Below are 18462 nucleotides of genomic sequence, written 5' to 3'. Positions count from 1 at the left end.
AGCTTTTTATTATCTATTTATTTTTTCAATTGTTATATTCAAGATAACTGCTGAGATAACATAAATTTGATTCATAAAATCCAATCCAGTTACAAAAATGGATATAGATATAATTCTTTAAGTTGTTTTCAGATAACCTTCATTTTGAATGTCTATTTTAACATTAATATTAATCTTCATGTTTTTAAAGTAATCTGACCTCCAGTTTTTTAATTCATCACGAGGGATTTGATTTCTAAAAAACTGACCCATTCCGAATACATCAGCCTCATTCTCTTGAAGTTTTGTAAATAATTTATTATACCTCTCAGAGATTAGAGTATTAATTTCCTCTTTAATTAAATTCAAACTGGGTTCTCCTTTTGTTTCCAATATCACAACTCTCATTTTTATTAGACTTTCCATATGTGCATCATTATTCACTAGTCTTCCTATATTGTCAGTTTTAGAACCCAGTAGCAAGACTGTAGCATGTTCCATTACTTCCATTTTTCCATTAACACTCTCCCCTTTAAAAACATTGTACAGCAGGGTTTCGTTTGAACTGATTTGCTCGACCATTTTTCCTCTTTTTAATATGGCAGAACCGATTTGATCCATAGTCGTATCTTTTCCCGAACGAATCAAAGGTATAGCCACATCATGTGTATAAGAATGTATGCCTCGGAAGACCTCCCAAACTCTTGTAAGGGCAATGTCAGGATTCCAGCCTGCATTTTTTTCGAAATAGTTATAAGTGCTGAGCCCTTTTTTTTCGGCATTAATTTTAATGTTATTGAAAAATTCTTGAAGATCCTCATCACATATTGCAACTAAAGCTTTTGGGGAAACGTCTCTTGAACGCATAAATCCTGCAATTATATCGTTTATTCCATCCTCAGCAGTTTCTTTCTCAATAAAGATTAGCTTTACATGCAATAAATACACATCGCTCTCCATATTTCTACTAATTGTATCCACTGCTTTTGAGACCGTTTCAGCTTTAGCAGATACAATTTTCGTTTCCATACTACCATCTATAGGCTCTGGTATATTCAGGATCACCAAATATTGGTCGTCAACTTTCTTAACACCTATCGACACTGGTAGTAGACGATGATTTATATCCTTAATATCCCAACAACCGCTCAATATCAAAACCATAGTTAAACTACAAATTAAATAAATGACTTTTTTATTAGATAGTTTCATTTGTATCCTTCCTCTTTAATCTTCTTCCAATATAGTATATAGAAAGAGGTACAACAATTATAACGTATGACCTTAAAAAAGAATTCATAAAAAGGATATTTTCAACATCCTTCCAGTCTGGAATCCAAAAGCAAACGAAAAAGATTGCTACAGACAAACCGAACAATAGGTAGCTAGGTCTACTTTTAGGAATGTAATAGTTGATTATTCGAATTGCTTTCCACATTAAGAGAGAGAGATACAAAATAATAAAAGCAATAAGGCTTAAAAGAAAAAACATTGTAACTCGATCAAACATTAACCAATCAATATTTATAGAATCCACAATAAGTACAAAAGGAAGAAATGCTTTTGATGCAGTCGCTTGTCCCAAAGTAAGAATTGGAATGTATACTGAAAAGAGAAAGAAAGGAATAAGAAATATCGCAGACAAAATAACATATTTTCTTTCATAAGAGAAAAATGGTTGTACAAATCCAAGAAAGAGAAACCCACCGGCGAATGCAAAATAACTCTCGAAGTAAGCAGGCTTACTAATGAATCCTAAGTCTGTGTCAAAAGGTATGGCATATCTCCAATCAACATTCTGAAATGACATGATTAAGACAAACAATAATATTGGAAAAAATAATATAAATAATAAAAATGCAGTTCGTAAAATGGCTTCGATACCTTTAGATGAAATGTATGCAGAAACAGACAACAATAATAGTATAATTGTCCATAATGAGGTATGGGATAAAAATACCAAGGTTACGATTTCTGCGTATGCTCTGACCGTTATAATAATGGCCATGATTAGATAAAGTAAAACGGGAGCAAAAAATAAAAAAGTTACCCTTTTTTTGCTTTTCGAAAATATACTTAAAATATCCTTTTTTGGAAAAAAGCTGTGACCTTTCATATAAATCAACAAACATACAAAATGTACAATAATCCCTATTAGAATTGGGAACCAATGGCCTTGTTCTGTACTAGCAATAATATCAGCTGGAAACATAAAAAAAATTAGTCCCAGATGACAAAGCACATACATTATCATAACATGTAGACTTCTTACCACTATTGTTCCTTCCTTCCTATATTTAAATAGAGATAGGGCTTGCCAAAGGTAGTTAAACTTGCCAAATAAGAACTAATAAAAACTAGACCTACTACTAATCCTAAAACTCCAAATAGTGAAGAAAGAATTACATTAATATATTTAAATGATCTGATTGAAAGCGAGCTTTGAGCCCCCACAAGGGTTGAGTTAGCAATTGTTGTTGCTGCAATAATGATGATTAAGAGATTGCTGACTAATTTAGCTTCTACAACTGCTTGTCCTAATATAATTCCTCCAACCATTGTAATTGTGGGGCCTACTGATTTTGGAAGCCTTATGCTTGCTTCTAATATCAGTTCTAGAACAACCAACATGATTATAACTTCAACAAGTGCTGGATAAGGAACCCCTTCTCGACTTTGAGCTACAGAAAGTGCAAGCTCTATCTGTAACGCTTCCGGATTTACAGCAACAAGAGCAACATACATTCCTGGACTTATTAGAGCAATTAATGCACCAATTACTCGGAGGCAACTGATAGTTATCATAATGGGAAATGGAAGATTACGATCACTCTCAACAATAAACATATCCCAAAGGAGATTAGGCAGTATTAAAGCAAAAGGTAATTGATCAACTAATATAACAACTCTTCCCTTTTTAAGAAATTGTGATGCATGAAAAGGAAGTTCTGTCGTATTAAATTTTGAAACTGTATCCCAAGATGAAAACCCCAGCATTTTTGACATGCTTTGTAAGTTACTGATATCCATACTCTTATTCTTTTCAATAAGACTATTTATATTTTCAACAAGTTCTTTATCCACTAGACCATTAATAAATAGTAAAGAAATTTTTGTCTTCTGATTTTTCCCTGTTGTGAAGGAATGAACAAGAAGTTTATTTGAAGTAAGTTGTTTACGAAGGAGTCCAATATTTGTGTCAATATCTTCTGTGAAGGAGTTTGAAGGTCCTTGAATTACACTTTCATTTGATGGAACTTCAATTGAACGATTTAACCCCTTAGGAACAGGTTCGTAAATAATAAACTTTTTTGTATGTTCTATATATATAATAAGTTTACCTTCAAGGACTGATGTAATAGCCTTTTTTGTATCGTCTTCAAAAAGTTCACCCATTAAAATAAATATAGATTCTGATGTTTTCCCTTGAGAAATTAAACCCTCTGACTGTTTTTGAAGAATTGTTTTTGTTTTTGTCATATCTACTAAAGTAGATAGTCCTAGTAACAAAACTTCCTTTTTTAAAAGGTAATCACGTTTTATAAAAAAGTCATCATTACCCCCTAACGCTTTTTTAATATCTAAAACTATTTGTTCCATAACATTTTTCCTTTCATTTCCTATATGTTTAATATGCACTTAATTTTATATAATTATTCAGGGGAATAGTAACTTAGGTCTCCTACCTCTGAAAAAAAGCCTGCAACCGTGTCTTTCCCTATTCCCTTAATAGCCAACATTTGTTCAACACCTGGAATTTGTTCAAGAAGTTTATCTATGTTAGATTCCAGTTCTTCGAACTTTTCTTTTATTAGTTCATATTTGTCTATTAACGTGCGAAGCTCTAACTTAGCCATATCAGAACCTTCCCTAATACCAATTGAAGCAACTGCAATCTTCTTTAGTTCTTTTATTTTACTGAGTCCCACTGCACGTTTAACAGCTTTTCGAAGATGTACTAGTATCTCCTGTTCGGAGAGAGCTACTAACTCATGTGGCAATAAATTTAGTTTTAATAATTGTATAGCAGATTTACCTTCCCAATCCTTAAAAGACGGTAAGAAACTCTGGAAAATAGCGGTCTATCCAATTATGGACTTGCCCTTGAACTGCTTGAAGATCAACAGATAGAAGATCACGTATTTTTCTAGCCACACGAAGTTCTGCATATCTCCCGTCTTTGACCAACTGTGCGATAACTCTTGCATCCTTTACATCATTTTTAGTTGGAGAATTATCATCTAACTCTTTACTTTTCTTTACATGCAAAGGATTTACAACTACAAACTTGATATTTTTCGCCTTAAGGAAGTGAGCTAAATTCAGCCAATAGTGACCTGTCGGCTCCATTCCTACGATCACTTTTTCCATATTGTTTTGATTCATTAACTTTTTTATCCACTCTAAGAAACAGTTAAAACTAGAATCTGTATTTTCAAAGTATAAAGGTGCTGAAAATTCTAAACCTCTAAAGTCTTGGGCTCTTGCCACATGCTTGTATTTAGCAATATCAACACCTATAATTAATGTTTGAGAAGTAATTTGAGCAATCTTTTCATTTTGGTTATAATTCATTTGAATAGCCTCCTGGTATATGTGTTTGTTGTCCTTTTTGCCGCCAAGCTTTGGACATTCATATCATACCAAGGGGCTTTTTTATGTTCAAACCTCATATTTCTTCATTACAGGAATGCTGCCCGTTAGTGTAAGTACACCTTTTCACAATCTCCTGTATCCATTTCCTCTATATAAAAAAATACCAAAAACGACCGTTTTTGGTTGTGGAAAAGAGATTATCTAAAAATATTCAAAAACTACTTAAAACACATAACCAAAAATATAACCAAAATCAAATTACTAATATATCTATTTAAATACCCTTTATGGTATAGTAAATGTATTAAGTAAGGGGGGATTTGTGTTGAAATTTGGATATGCACGGGTAAGTACGCAAGATCAGTCATTGTCATTACAACTGGATGCTTTGAACCATTATGAAGTGGAACAGATTTTTGAAGAAAAAGAATCAGGTAAGAGGAAAAACCGGCCTCAATTGGACGAGCTACTTAAAGTTCTGCGTAAGGGCGACACAGTAGTTGTCTACAAATTAGATCGTATCAGTCGAAGTACCAAACATTTAATTGAACTCATGGAGCAGTTTGAAGCTAAGGGAATTCATTTCGTGTCTATTCAAGATAAAATTGACACAACAACAGCTATGGGGCGATTCTTTTTCAGAATGTTAGCCAGCATAGCCGAATTAGAACGGGACATCATTAGTGAACGAACTAAAGATGGACTGGTAGCTGCTAGAGCTAGGGGAAGAAATGGAGGTAGACCGAAGGTTGAACCTAAAAAAATCATGCTTGCCATGAAGATGTATGAAAGTAAAGACTACTCCTTATCTCAAATTAAAGAAGCCACAGGAATAGGAGCAACAACGTTATATCGTTACTTAGGAACAAAAGAAAAATCTGGCAAGGAGGTATAACATGAGAGGGAAAGAGCTGTTAACCTCCGATCAGCGAAATATGTTTGTGTCTATTCCTGATGATATGAATGAGCATGACATAGAAATGCACTATACTTTTACCTCAGAAGATCTTGGATTTATTAATAAGCACCGAAGAGACCATAATCGCTTAGGGGTTGCTTTACAGCTCGCTGTCCTTCGGTATCCAGGTTGGACTTTATTTCAGATTAAAGACATTCCCAGCCCAATACTCGATTATATTGCAAAACAAATTGATGTCTCCCCTCAAGAATATACCCAGTATGCAAAACGGGTAGCAACTCGAAATGAACATCTAGAGGAACTTCGGCAACATTATGGCTACCAAAACTTATCCTTTGGGGCATATCGAATAATTGCACAATTTACTCTTAAACTTGCTCTTGAGAACGGAAATACAGACTACTTGATTCGCTCAACAATTGAAGAATTGCGAAGACAAAAAGTAATTTTGCCAGCACTGACAACAATAGAAAGGATTGTATGGGAAGCTCGTCAACGGGCAGAAGAACGAATTTTTAAATCTATCATCTCTACATTAAGTGAATCTCAAAAACAAAAGTTAGATCACTTACTTGATGCAAGTTCCACCAATTCAAAGACACCCCTTGCTTGGTTGCGAGAAGTTCCCGGTCAATCTTCTCCAGATGCCTTCTTAAAGGTTATAAAACGTCTTCAAGTCATACGAACTTTGCAACTTAATGTGGATATTAAAGAAATTCATCCAAATAGGGTCTTACAGCTAGCACGATTGGGTTCCAAATATGAACCCCGTTCATTCCGTAGATTTAAAGAGAATAAGAAATTTGCGCTTTTAGTTTTACACCTCCTACAACTTAGCCAAAACCTTACTGATCATGCCTTTGAGATACATGATCGGCAAATTAGCCTATTGTTATCAAAAGGACGTAAAGCTCAAGAAGAGATTCAGAGGTTAAATGGTAAATCAGTTAATGAAAAGGTTATTCACTTTGCAGATTTGGGAACAGCATTGATTCAAGCAAAAGAACAAGGGAAGGACCCATTTGAAGCCTTAGAAGCTATTATGCCTTGGGAGGACTTCGTAAACTCAATAGAAGAGGCGAAGCAATTATCACGCCCTATGGATTACGATTACTTAGACTTACTAAAATTTCGCTTTAACTACTTACGTAAATATACTCCAACATTGTTAGAAGCCCTAGAATTCACTTCTACAAAATCAGGAGAGCCATTGCTTCAAGCTATTGAGACCATTAAAGAGATGAACAAAAATAATAAACGAAAAATTCCAGAAGGAGCTCCTTTGGACTTTATCTCGAATCGCTGGCAAAAGCACGTTTATGATGATGATGGTAATATAAATCGCCAATATTATGAGATGTCTGTTCTTACCGAGTTAAGAAATCTTGTACGCTCAGGTAACGTTTCTATTAAAGATCAAGATTTTGATAATTATTTAGTGACAAAAGAAGCATGGGAGCAAAACAAATGGTAGATCTTCCATTTTCTGTGGTTCCACACTGTGGCATGGACGGCTAACGGGTGCGTTCAAGAAAAATATGCTAATTTGCACCCACGTTTCTATATGCAAGAGTTAGTACAAAGCAACAAGACTTGATGCGGCAATTAGATTTGTTGAAAGAATACAACTGCACAGAAATACTAACAGAAAAAATGTCAGGCACAAAAAAGAATAGACCCGAACTTATTCGATTAAAGAGCAAAGTAAGACCCGGAGATACGATTGTTGTAGAGAGTTTTTCAAGATTAGGTCGAAGCACAAAGGATTTGATTGAGTTAAATGTTACAAAAATCCTATTTAATCCTTGTGTGCCCTGACCAAGAACAAATTTCCGTGTTAAATAGCTTTCTATCAAATTAAGACACAATTTAGCATTGATTTCTGAATCCGCCTCAATCTGTAAGATTACTTTTTTGTAAAACATCGAGTACTTTTCTAAGTCTTTTATCTAGCACGTGAAACGATACGACCGCCCGTCGTACAAAAAGCCAGCTTAATATAATAAGCTGACCTTCTGATTTCAAAACTTCTTTATGATATAAACATATTTAAGATTAATACACCTGCAAGACCTACTAAGGAAAGAATCGTAACCATTACAGACCATGTTTTGATCGTTTTGCCGATTGAAAGGTTAAAGTATTCCTTGTAAATCCAAAATCCGGCATCATTCACATGGGAGAAGGTGATACTTCCAGCACCAGCTGCTAAAACCATTAGTTCTGGACTTACACCTGTCGCCCCAATTAGAGGTGCTGCAATTCCAGCAGCTGTCATTCCAGCTACAGTAGCAGAACCTACCGCAACCCTTAGGATAGCAGCTATGATCCAAGTAAGTAGCAATGGTGATAGCGTTGATCCTGCCATGATTTCAGTGATATATTGATCAATGTGACTGTCAATTAGCACTTGCTTAAACGCGCCACCAGCAGCGATGATGAGTAAAATCATGGCAATTCCACTGACCGCGTCTGTAAGAGATTCCATAACTTCTTTCATTTTTTTACCTCGATTGAGACCAAAGGTAAAGAAAGCAAGAATAACAGAGAGTAATAATGCGACATTTGGATTACCAATAAAATCAAAGAATGGCATGATCGCTGATTCAGGCATAAAAATTTCAACAATTACTTGTGACGCAATCAGAATGACCGGCATTAAGGATGTAAGAATACTTGTTGTAAATCCCGGCATTTCTTCTTCTGTAAATTCTTTCGGATTAAACAATCCTTTTGGAATTTCAACTTCCAAATCTTCTTTTTTAAACAGCTTCGTAAATAACGGCCCGCCAATAATAATGGCTGGGATAGCAATGATAATTCCATATATTAGTGTCTTACCGATATTTGCTTCAAATACACTCGCAACCGCCGTTGGCCCAGGGTGTGGCGGAACAAAGCCATGCATCGTAATAAGCGCTGCAATAACTGGCATACCGACATACAATACAGGCACTCCAGCTGCAGTTGCAATCGTAAATACGAGCGGGATCAAAACAACAACGCCTGTTTCAAAAAAGAGTGCAATCCCTACAACAGATGTAGTTAAAACTGCTGCCAGTTGAACTCTCTTCTTCCCAAACGCTTGAATAAGTGTCGTCGCAATTCTTTGAGCTCCTCCAGAGTCGGTCATTAATTTCCCTAGTATCGCTCCGAAGATGATGATCATTGTAAGACTGCCAAGCGTTCCACCTAAACCACTTTGGACAGATGCCATGGCATCGATCGGTGACATTCCTTCTATTATCCCTACGATTAAAGCGACAATAATTAATGCAATAAATGCGTTCAATTTAAAAACCATCATTAATATAAGTAATAAGGCAACCCCTATACAAACAGAGATTATCGGCATATTATTCACTCCTTTTAAACAGCCATGAAATAAACAATGATGAAAATTGAATATTAACAGGCCATGATTGATTGTACCCGAGCAAGGCGGGGGATAGCCTCAACTCATGAAAGTTTTACTTAATTAGAAAACAACTTAACAAATTTAGTCATTACAGGCTCCATAGACTGCTGCATATCTGCCATAACAGTAGAGAGATGGACCATTTCTTTATTTTCGAAATATTTTTGCAAATGGGAAACGGCAGCCATGGATACTTCTGTGTTCACATTGATTTTACATATTCCTGATTGTATGGCTTGTTTAATTATTTCATCAGGTGTTCCAGACCCGCCATGAAGGACAAGTGGAATATCAACAACTTGTCGAATTCTTTCTAAAAGGCCAAGATCAATCTTAGGTTCTCCTTTATACATGCCATGTACAGTACCAATAGCGGCAGCTAAAAAGTCTACACCTGTTTCTGCAACAAATTCTTTTGCGGACTTTGGATCAGTAAGTGTCCCATTGCCTTCTTCCTCATCAGAGAAAGCTCCTCTCGCTAAAGAACCAATTTCAGCCTCAACCGATACACCCGCCATGTGAGCAATATCTACAATCTCTTTTGTAAGGCGCATGTTTTGTTCAAGATCATATGCTGAACCATCAAACATGACAGATGAAAATCCACAACGGATGGCGCGAATGATTGATTCCTTCTCATATGCATGATCCAAATGAAGAGAAACAGGAATACTAGCTTTTTCTGCCATTGCTCTAACCATTGCCGAAAACCCTTCAACATCTACCGTTGGGAAGTATCGCTCCCCTAAAGCAATAATAACGGGCTGGTTTTCCTTTTCAGCAGCCTTTATAGCTGCTTGAACAGTTTCTAAGCTATATACATTAAACGCTGCAACGCCGTATTTCCCTTTCTGTGCATTTATTAAAACATCTTTTGTATTTGCTAACATAATGCGCTCCTTAGTTTATGATTAATTAGATTTTAATCGCTTCTTTGTATTCGCTTTCAAATACTTTTTTACTATTCGTATACGAACATACACCATCGTAAATGATGCAGCCGTATACGAATGAAATTTTTCAGCAAACCGATGAAATTCTCCTATTTATTTAATAGTTCAACGGTCTCCTTGAGGGTAGTTTTTTCTCCTACATTACCAGGGAATATAATGTAAGAAATGCCCGGAAACTTACTTTCCTCCCCAGTAAACCATACAGGGATACCCGGCTTAATTTGTCCAGCAACTGTTGCTCTTTTTACTGCAAGGCCTTTTGTTCCGATATCACTTGAAGTAATACCGCCTTTAGCGACAATATAACTAGGTCTAACTTCTAACCTTTGAACGATACTTGTCACTGCATCTGAGATTTTAACAGAAAGTTTGAGTTCTTCTTCTTTTTTACCTTCACCAAGATCCATTCTTTCCCGTTTTGTATAAATAGCTACCGTTTTACCTGAACGAATGAGATTTTCACTTGTTTCAATCACTCGGTCTGTTTCAGCTTTAAACTGCTCAGGCTGTAAAACGAGATGAACATTAAATTCAATAAACTCAATAAGCTCATATTTCTTCAATTCCTCAAGCTGCTCAGTCGTCTTTTTAACGTGAGAACCAACAATGATTAAACCGCCATGATTAGATTCCTCTTTAATCAGTTCATCTCTAGTAAGTAACCCTCTATCACTTACTCCTCCTATAACTTTAGTAAGAGCAGCTGCACTTCTGAACATGAAATGTTTGCCGGCTTTCATTGCTTTGATGAGGGAAATGACAAAAACCTCTACATCAACGTAGTCTACAGCATTAACGACGACTTTGTTGAAATCACTAACTTCAAGTAATTGATTTGTAATCTTCTCTACTTCAAGTGCTCTTAAGCTTTCAAGTGATATATAAGTTGCATTTTCAGCTTTAAATTCGCCATTTGATTTTTCCTCAGCCCATTCACCTAAATGAGACTTTGTATAGCCGAATGTTCTATCTTTCGCGAATTCCGTTTCTCCAGCTGGCACTAAATAGTCCTCATATTGAACATAGTGGATGTTGTCAACCGTGAAACGGCCGCCTTCTTTGAAAAATGGAACAATTACTTCTCCGTCAAACTTGATGTTTGAACCTGATTCGATTGTTTCCTTTAATACCTCTGTTTCAAGTGGGTAGTGACCTCGTAAAGTAGAGTCTCCGCGACTAATAATAATAAAATCCTTACTTTGCTTCTTCGCTACTTCTAATGCATTTTCAGCAATTTCTTTATGTGCTTTTTCTGTTTCAGCTGCTGTAAATCCTCTAGAGTTTGTTAATATGAAAAACATTGCATTTTGCTCTGCAAAACCCTTATCAATACTATCTACCGACCAATCAGTGTAAACTGAGATATCATGAACGGTTTGTACTCCAGTAGGATCATCATCAAGCACAATGATTTTTTTATTAAGATCAGCTAATTCATTTTTCAGCATTTCTTGTACAATTTTTCTATCTACTGCTGGAATTTTATCGAAAACTTCGTTAACTAATCTTTTATCCGTACTTTTTATCGTGCTCATTTTTATACTCTCCTTACCTCAACATTCGCTAGTTTTTCAAAATATTGAACAATACCGCCATGGTCATCTGAAGATTTTCCATCGACCTTTAATGCATGGAAAATTTCTAGTAATTGACTTGATAATGGCATTGGCACACCAATTTCATGAGCAGTATCTATTACGTTCGTAATATCCTTCATGTTGATATCAATTCTTCCGCCAGCTACAAAGTTACGATCAAGGATTAATGGAGCTTTTGCATCGAGTACAGCACTTCCTGCTAGTCCGCCTCTGATTGCCTGATACATTTTTTCAACATCAATACCAGCCTTACTTGCTAAAACTAATGCTTCAGACATAGCAGCAATATTTAAATTAACAATTACTTGATTGGCTAATTTAGCCGTCGTTCCGCTTCCATTTCCGCCTACCAAAGTAACTTCGGTTCCCATTGCATATAGAACATCCTTCACCTGTTCAAAAACTTCTTCTTTCCCGCCTACCATAATGGCTAACGTTCCATCTATAGCTTTCGGTTCTCCTCCGCTAACAGGAGCATCAAGCATTTCTACACCTTTTTCAGATGCTAATGCAGCAATTTCTTTTGAAACCACTGGCGTAATAGAACTCATATCTATAATTACCGATCCTGGTTTTGCTCCGCTAAGAACACCATTCTCATCTAAAATGACTTGTTTTACATGTTTGTTGGCAGGGAGCATCGTGATAATCACTTCACAGCTTTCACCAATCATTTTTGGAGATTCAGCACTAACAGCACCTAATTCAACCAAAGATTGAACTGTTGCTTCATTAATATCATTAACTGTTACTTGATATCCTTTTGACAATAGATTTGATGCCATCGGTTTTCCCATAATACCTAAACCAATAAATCCAATTCTTTTCATAGTTATTCCTCCTCAATTATTTATCTTTATTATTTCACAAAAATAACTCAATTATTTATCTTTATTATTTCACAAAAATAACTCAATTATATATTTTCACTTGGAAACGATTGCTGAAAACCTTTACACGAATGATTGTATACTATTTTTCATAATTTGTACACATTTTTATTTATTTTGTATACGGTTCTATTACTTCTGTATACATTTTTTATTTATAACAATAGATTAACTATCAATTTTTTACTTTTTTTGATAAGTTAGTGATAGTTAGGTTTTGTAGGAATTAGGAGTGAATGAAATGAGTCAGGACATTAAAAATTCTCGCCCAGCATCTCACCAAGCATATGAGATGATTCGTGACAGGATATTAAACGGGGATATTCCTAGCGGCACAAAAATCGTTGAGGAAAGGCTTGCTCAAGAATTGGGCTGTAGCCGTACACCTATTAGGGAAGCTCTAAGGCAGTTAATATATGAAGGTCTTATCGTAAATAAAAGGGTTGTACAACCTACTGAGAAAGATTTACGAAACTTATTTCAAGTTAGGATTCTTCTAGAAGGATTTTCAAGTCAAACAGCAGCAATATATTTGCCTGAAGAGGAGTTAAACTTACTTTCTCATTGCATTAAAGTGGGGCGAGAAGGAACAACTGAAGAGGTTATGAAAGCAAATGAACGTTTTCATGAAATTATTGTTCAGGCAAGTGGGAACTCACAAATCATCGATATCATGGACCGCATGAAGTCAATTATCTATCTTTTTCGTAAGACTGTAGTGCTGCACCAACGCCCTCGTCTAATTGAAGAACACGAGGAGATTTATGAAGCTATTAAAGCCAGAAATGGTCAAGCAGCTAAACAGTTGATGGAAAATCACCTTCAAGCAGATTTGGATTTTTGCTTGCACATTTTAAGCAGTACAAATTACGAATGATAAGGATGGATTTCCGAATCAGCCTTACACTTTTATAAATGATAGAGAGTAGGGCACCCACTTACGTGGCTGCCCCCTCGTATAAACCGCACGTGCCCTATTAAGACATACGGCTTTCCCCATGTTCCATGACACGTCAAGAAGTTCTTATGGCACTTGCGTTTTTCACTTTTTGAAGTCCCATTGTTTCATCAATTTGCGGCTCCTGAAGATATATTTACCTATAGTATCGACGAATCAATTATTCGTTCTGATCACCTGAAGAGGTTATGGGGAACACCGATGGATCTAGCAAAAAGAATACAAAATGCAATCTACAGAGATTTTGGTGTACCAGCAACCGTAGGCATTGGCCCAAATATGTTGATGTCAAAACTAGCTTTAGACTTAGAAGCAAAGAAAAGCCTTTCAGGGATTGCAGAATGGACGTATAAAGACGTTCAAACTAAATTATGGCCTGTTCATCCGTTATCAAAAATGTGGGGCATAGGAAGGCGTATGGAGCGTAATTTGAATCGAATGGGAATTGCCACAGTAGGGCAGCTTGCAAATTATCCATTGGAGATTTTAGAAAAACGGTTTGGGATCATGGGGAGTCAGATCTATTATCACGCTCATGGAGTGGATCTTAGCGATCTTAGCACGCCGGTTAGACAAGAACAAATTTCTTTCGGGAAAAGCCAGATATTGTTGGGGTACTGCCGACAAAACGCGGATATTATACGCTAAGACATTTTTTGGATATGAAAACCCTAAGTGGACTTAGGGAATGTATTGAGTTCAAAATCTCAGGTATAAATGAATATTCTCCTAGAAAGTTTATATGTTCCCATCCTAATGGTGATATGTGCGGGAGCAATTCCTCTTGATACTTTCCTGTATTTTTAAAATGTTCAATTGCTTGTGATAGATACACGGTATTCCAAATACTAATAGCATTAATAATTAAGTTTAAGGCGCTGGCACGCTGTAATTGATCTTGTAATGCTCTTTCTCTAAGTTCCCCATGTTTCCCAAAGAAAATAGCTCGTGCCAATGCATTCATAGCTTCTCCTTTATTTAATCCACGTTGAATTCGCCGACGCAATGTTTCGCTAGAAATATAATCTAATATAAACAAGGTTTTATCTATGCGACCCATCTCTCTTAAAGTTGTCGCAAGGCTATTTTGCAAGGTCTCGTAGTCTTGGGGCAAATCGAAATCCTAACAAATTAGTTAATCCGAATACTTGATCCGTATAACCAGCCGTATCTGTATAATGTTCTTCAATATGCAAGTCGGTTTCATGATGCAATAAACCATCTATAACATGAACAGCGTCTCTTGCGTTTGTATTAATCAACAAGGCGAGAATAAACATCCCTGTTCCAAGCATTAAACTAAGAGCTTGAAATGTTGACATAGGCATCACCCCCTTACAGGGGATTTAGCCAGCAGACCACCTTTGAGTTAGCCGAATCATTTGTACTTAAGATAAATTGTACCATAACACTCTCTAGGGTTGAGGGTATTTTTATGATTATTAATAACATCAATATTAATGTTATTAATATTGATATTGATAACATTATTATTATTAATATTATTGATAATGTTTAGTAGCTATATCTTGGAAAGTAGTTCTGTTTTTTAAAAGTGCAAATATCCAATGTAAGAGTTTATTTACACAGGCAATAACAGCTACTTTAAAAGGCTTTCCTTCATCACGTTTCTTATCGTAAAATTCTCGCATTCTTTTATTGCGGGGTATGATTTCATCCGTCGTTTTCTTCTTACGACAATCTCGAATGGCACAACGAACAGCCATATACAAGGCGTGTCTAAGTCTAATTTTCTTTATCATAAATTCATAATCATTTGGATCTTCATAGCTTTCTCCAGACAGTTCAAGTACTTCTTCCCCTGTCATAAAATTATTAATTGCTTCGTCTAAAGCGTATTCAGCATCTTCTTTACTGTGATATATTTCATCATCAGCTTCTTCAAGACTTCCATCAAATTTATTTTTCATAAATATCTTATAAGCCATATTACACCTCCTTATTTGAATATATTATATCTCTTTTCTTTTGTTCAGCATCTGACTTATTTGTTATGTAATTGCTGTAACAAAAACGATCTATTTAGTTACAATGACATCCCTATATAAATTGTCTCCTAAATGTCTAAAAGACCGTGTAACAAAATACTGTCACAAAACTTTCTTGTAACAATATTCGCTCAGATGCTTTTGAGACAAATAATTATAGGAAGTGTATTCTTATTGCGGGTGGCCTTACTAGGCAACATGAAAATATAACTGGGGTGATGATTCAAACAAAGCTTCAATTCCAGGCAGTGCTTGAACAAGTGTTTCCTGAATATAAAGGGGTTTTTGGAGATTTATATTCGATGGTGTCACTTTTAACTCTTTCAGAGTTCCCCTCTTCTGAAGATATTTTAAGTGCAAGCGAAGAAATAATTACAGACAAGATAAACGGTCTTTGTAAGAGTCGTTCAGAAGTTGCTTCGTGGAAGAATTAACACCAAGATCATTCAGGAAAATTATGATGATGTATTAAGGCGGCATTTTATTTTATTTCCTTTTTGAACGCCTTTTTTGTTTTTGCTAAAGCCAGCGCCCCTATCTAGGTCAGCTTAAAGCTGACCAGGGGCTTTAGCATGTCACATTCAACATCGGCCATCAGCACCGCGGCATTAGCCGCAGCGCTGCTAACCGTGTTTCATAAAAGCACGCAAGGGTCCGGCCAATTTTTTTGTAACCGGCTGCTGCTCTGCAGCAACCACAAATAAATTGGTCCTTAACGATCCGTAAAGGGCTGAAATCACCCCTAAACGGCTCGTAACCCCTTGCGTGCTTTTTGCTGTGAATGCACCTGGCGCACCATCAAAAACAAAAAAGCCTTACAAAAAGGAAAAAAAGGAGATTTTGCCATGATCAATGCTAAACAGAATTTAAATGTATCTGCTTCTTTATCGGAACATTTAAACCGTACAGTTAAACTTCCGGAAACAGATTATATTGCAATGGAATTAGATTATGATCCTTTACAATTTCATTTTACAGACAACTATGAAATTATCTTCACTCAATCAGACACCTTTCCGAAACATAATCTCGTTATTCAATTTGTATCAGCCGGCACGGTAGGTATTGTGGATGTAATCAAAATTACAGCAGCATATCTTTCAACAAAAAACACAAATAAAGGCGAAGACTCTGTTAACCAAATAGTATTTGCAACTCCTAGCAGCAATACTTGTTATCCTTATTAGTGGATATCAGGCTGTTAGTAGCAGTCAACCTAGAACAAGTGATACGCTCGTTGATATATCTGATAAAATTGAGGTAACAGTTAGTCGTGTCATTGATGGAGACACTTTTCCACTCAACATTAAATATGAGGATTAATACAGCAAGCTGAAAAGCAGCAAAAAATGAAAGATTAGGCATTTGGAATAGCAATTTTAAAGGAGTGTTTTTCATGGATGATATAAAGCTTTTATTTTTAATTTTCGGAGTTGTAACCTATCTAATAGGCATCGGTACAATAATAGGGAATGCGATTTGGATAGGTTTTAACAGCGCACACAATAAATCCAACAAAAAACCAATTTTGTATTTTTACCTGACTGTAATCTTATTAAGCAATTTGGTTTTGGTTCTTTATGCATTGACTAAAAAACTTCCTATAACAAATCCTGAATCACTTATTAAAGGACTTCCTGCTGCTATTGCAAGTTGTATCGTATTGGTTGTTTTACATTCGATTACCTCTAACCTTGCCAAACTATATTACAAACAGAATATCAATGACATGGAGGAAAAATGAAATAAAAACTTGTCCTACTGCGGGAGCACTATAACCAAAGCAGATGAAGCTAACTAATTAAAAATAATACTGCTGAAAGCAGCAAAGATAGAGAGAAATTGGGATTATGGAATAATAAGAAAGGTGAATAGAGCAATGCCTATAACTACACTTCCCCATAAAAAAGACATTCCTTTTGTTTATATGTTTACAACAGTCTGTTTAAACGACTTTCAGGATTATAAAAAAGGGATTGTCTATGAATTTTTCAGAGAACGACATGGACAAAAACCTTATAAAATCTACAAAAAGGCTTATGCAGATAACGAATACCACGAAGTTGAATTTGAGGAGGCAATATTCACTTTTGCTAATCCAAACACTGATGGAGAGCATATAGACCCTACATGTGAATTTTTCCAGTGGAAGGTAGTTTCTTCTAGAGAATCTAGATTTCATTTTAAACTATTAGGTAAACAAGGAATGTACAGCTGTAAGGTTCCGCAGATAAAAAAACTACTTGGCCTTAAACTCAAGATTCCAAAAAGGTATATACCTATTGTGGATAAGCAATTAGTCGGCAGCGAAGAAGCTGCACACTTAAATAGAGAACTAAGATCCAAAGTGTTAGGGCCCTTTGCTTTACTGGAAAGTGAAAACAAAAAGGTTATTGAACAATTCAATGAAACGATTCATTATGCCTTATCCTCCTTAATAAGCTTCTGTAAAATAGCAAATGTAGTGGATTTAGAAACTGAAATAGATAAAGTTAACACTTTACTTCTACAGTATTATTCCTTTGCTTTATCAGCTGAAGAAACGTATATACAACAAAAAAGAGATGAAATGAAAGAATATCTTGATAATCATCATTCACTAATGGATTCACTAAACGATGGGATCAAGAAGTTAACAAATGGAGGGAAAATCAAATGAAAACTTGCCCTTACTGCGGTAGCCCCGTAGCAAAAGAAAACGAAGCTAACTATTATGAATGTGATTTCTGCATGATCCAAATAAAAGATGCCGAAGAAGACGGCAGCCGCAAGACAATTACTTTCCGTGAAACTGCTGATGAAGATGATCTTTTTAAGACAACTCCTGAATTAATGACTTTTCACACATTTGAATTACTTTCCTTATTGAGACTTATCAGGCAAAAACGCTCTGTAAAGTATAACGAGCTCTATAGGAAGGCGAAAGCAGATGAGATAACCGGTAACACTGCATCTGAGGAATCTAGGGAAGATTATCGATTCCTTACCAAAAAAATGAATATTGTTGAGAATATCTTGCTGCAAAGGCTTGGGTATATTCCTGATCGGCTATATGATTCTTATCTTACCAAGTATCTTGATAAGATAAAGAATGGACAAAAGAACAAATCCAAAATGAATATTTTCAAGGAAGTATAGGAGG

At 35.7% G+C, this 18462-nt stretch carries 13 protein-coding genes and 7 pseudogenes; 10 read left to right on the top strand and 10 right to left on the bottom strand.

Annotation, left to right across the window (positions count from 1 at the left end; genetic code table 11):
• Positions 1–117: 117 nt before the first annotated feature.
• The 4 genes and pseudogenes from NSQ76_RS20515 to NSQ76_RS20500 form a co-directional block, all read right to left on the bottom strand.
• A complete protein-coding gene (locus NSQ76_RS20515; protein ID WP_341055846.1) occupies positions 118–1191 on the bottom strand; it encodes a Ger(x)C family spore germination protein in 1074 nt (357 codons plus the stop codon).
• Positions 1178–2233: a GerAB/ArcD/ProY family transporter gene (locus tag NSQ76_RS20510; RefSeq protein ID WP_341055864.1), complete on the bottom strand. Its 1056-nt coding sequence runs from the start codon at positions 2231–2233 to the stop codon at positions 1178–1180. The genes NSQ76_RS20515 and NSQ76_RS20510 overlap by 14 nt, the downstream gene beginning before the upstream one ends.
• Before the next feature lie 20 nt (positions 2234–2253).
• Positions 2254–3579: a spore germination protein gene (locus tag NSQ76_RS20505; protein ID WP_341055845.1), complete on the bottom strand. Its 1326-nt coding sequence runs from the start codon at positions 3577–3579 to the stop codon at positions 2254–2256.
• A 62-nt stretch (positions 3580–3641) separates the two neighbouring features.
• Positions 3642–4554, bottom strand: a pseudogene (locus NSQ76_RS20500) (IS110 family transposase); the annotation flags it as partial.
• A gap of 346 nt (positions 4555–4900) precedes the next feature.
• On the opposite strand from NSQ76_RS20500, the gene NSQ76_RS20495 reads away from it, so the two are divergent.
• The 3 genes and pseudogenes from NSQ76_RS20495 to NSQ76_RS20485 form a co-directional block, all read left to right on the top strand.
• Positions 4901–5470 carry a recombinase family protein gene (locus tag NSQ76_RS20495; RefSeq protein WP_000668444.1) on the top strand — a complete coding sequence of 190 codons (570 nt, stop codon included), beginning with the start codon at positions 4901–4903 and terminating at the stop codon, positions 5468–5470.
• 1 nt (position 5471) lies between these two features.
• Positions 5472–6962 (top strand): annotated as a pseudogene (locus NSQ76_RS20490) (DUF4158 domain-containing protein); the annotation flags it as partial.
• Positions 6963–7057: 95 nt separating this feature from the next.
• Positions 7058–7273 (top strand): annotated as a pseudogene (locus NSQ76_RS20485) (recombinase family protein); the annotation flags it as partial.
• 253 nt (positions 7274–7526) lie between these two features.
• Here the strand turns inward: NSQ76_RS20485 and NSQ76_RS20480 are convergent.
• The 4 genes from NSQ76_RS20480 to garR all read right to left on the bottom strand — a co-directional run bounded on the left by NSQ76_RS20480 (position 7527) and on the right by garR (position 12293).
• Positions 7527–8849: a gluconate:H+ symporter gene (locus NSQ76_RS20480; RefSeq protein WP_341055842.1), complete on the bottom strand. Its 1323-nt coding sequence runs from the start codon at positions 8847–8849 to the stop codon at positions 7527–7529.
• Between the two features lie 119 nt (positions 8850–8968).
• On the bottom strand, positions 8969–9802 hold the full coding sequence (locus tag NSQ76_RS20475; protein WP_341055841.1) for a class II fructose-bisphosphate aldolase: 834 nt from the start codon (positions 9800–9802) through the stop codon (positions 8969–8971).
• Between the two features lie 152 nt (positions 9803–9954).
• The gene (locus tag NSQ76_RS20470) at positions 9955–11400 is read right to left on the bottom strand and encodes a four-carbon acid sugar kinase family protein (RefSeq protein ID WP_078990361.1); all 1446 of its coding nucleotides are present in this window, start codon (positions 11398–11400) and stop codon (positions 9955–9957) included.
• Between the two features lie 2 nt (positions 11401–11402).
• On the bottom strand, positions 11403–12293 hold the full coding sequence (gene garR / locus NSQ76_RS20465; protein WP_341055839.1) for a 2-hydroxy-3-oxopropionate reductase: 891 nt from the start codon (positions 12291–12293) through the stop codon (positions 11403–11405).
• 301 nt (positions 12294–12594) lie between these two features.
• Here garR and NSQ76_RS20460 point away from each other — a divergent pair, with 301 nt between their 5' ends.
• Both NSQ76_RS20460 and NSQ76_RS20455 read left to right on the top strand, forming a co-directional pair.
• Complete coding sequence (locus NSQ76_RS20460) at positions 12595–13230, top strand: GntR family transcriptional regulator (RefSeq protein ID WP_341055838.1); 636 nt, start codon at positions 12595–12597, stop codon at positions 13228–13230.
• A gap of 156 nt (positions 13231–13386) precedes the next feature.
• A pseudogene (locus tag NSQ76_RS20455) lies at positions 13387–13923 on the top strand (Y-family DNA polymerase); the annotation flags it as partial.
• Positions 13924–13948: 25 nt separating this feature from the next.
• Here NSQ76_RS20455 and NSQ76_RS20450 read toward each other — a convergent pair.
• Positions 13949–14573: pseudogene (locus NSQ76_RS20450) on the bottom strand (Tn3 family transposase); the annotation flags it as partial.
• 240 nt (positions 14574–14813) lie between these two features.
• Positions 14814–15059 (bottom strand): annotated as a pseudogene (locus tag NSQ76_RS20445) (IS110 family transposase); the annotation flags it as partial.
• A gap of 446 nt (positions 15060–15505) precedes the next feature.
• Here NSQ76_RS20445 and NSQ76_RS20440 point away from each other — a divergent pair.
• The 5 genes and pseudogenes from NSQ76_RS20440 to NSQ76_RS20420 form a co-directional block, all read left to right on the top strand.
• A pseudogene (locus tag NSQ76_RS20440) lies at positions 15506–15733 on the top strand (IS110 family transposase); the annotation flags it as partial.
• 432 nt (positions 15734–16165) lie between these two features.
• Positions 16166–16507 (top strand): hypothetical protein, encoded by a 342-nt coding sequence (locus NSQ76_RS20435; protein ID WP_341055837.1) that lies wholly within the window; start codon positions 16166–16168, stop codon positions 16505–16507.
• A gap of 209 nt (positions 16508–16716) precedes the next feature.
• On the top strand, positions 16717–17064 hold the full coding sequence (locus tag NSQ76_RS20430; protein WP_341055836.1) for a hypothetical protein: 348 nt from the start codon (positions 16717–16719) through the stop codon (positions 17062–17064).
• Between the two features lie 135 nt (positions 17065–17199).
• Positions 17200–17979 (top strand): hypothetical protein, encoded by a 780-nt coding sequence (locus tag NSQ76_RS20425; protein ID WP_341055835.1) that lies wholly within the window; start codon positions 17200–17202, stop codon positions 17977–17979.
• On the top strand, positions 17976–18458 hold the full coding sequence (locus tag NSQ76_RS20420) for a hypothetical protein (protein ID WP_341055834.1): 483 nt from the start codon (positions 17976–17978) through the stop codon (positions 18456–18458). Before NSQ76_RS20425 ends, NSQ76_RS20420 begins: the two co-directional genes overlap by 4 nt.
• The last annotated feature ends 4 nt before the right edge of the window (positions 18459–18462 follow it).

This window comes from Bacillus sp. FSL M8-0256 (assembly GCF_038005765.1).
In the GTDB taxonomy this organism is placed as follows: Bacteria; Bacillota; Bacilli; order Bacillales; family Bacillaceae; genus Bacillus; species Bacillus safensis.
The sequence above is the reverse complement of the archived record's forward strand: the minus strand, read 5'-3'. Positions and strand labels throughout refer to the sequence as shown.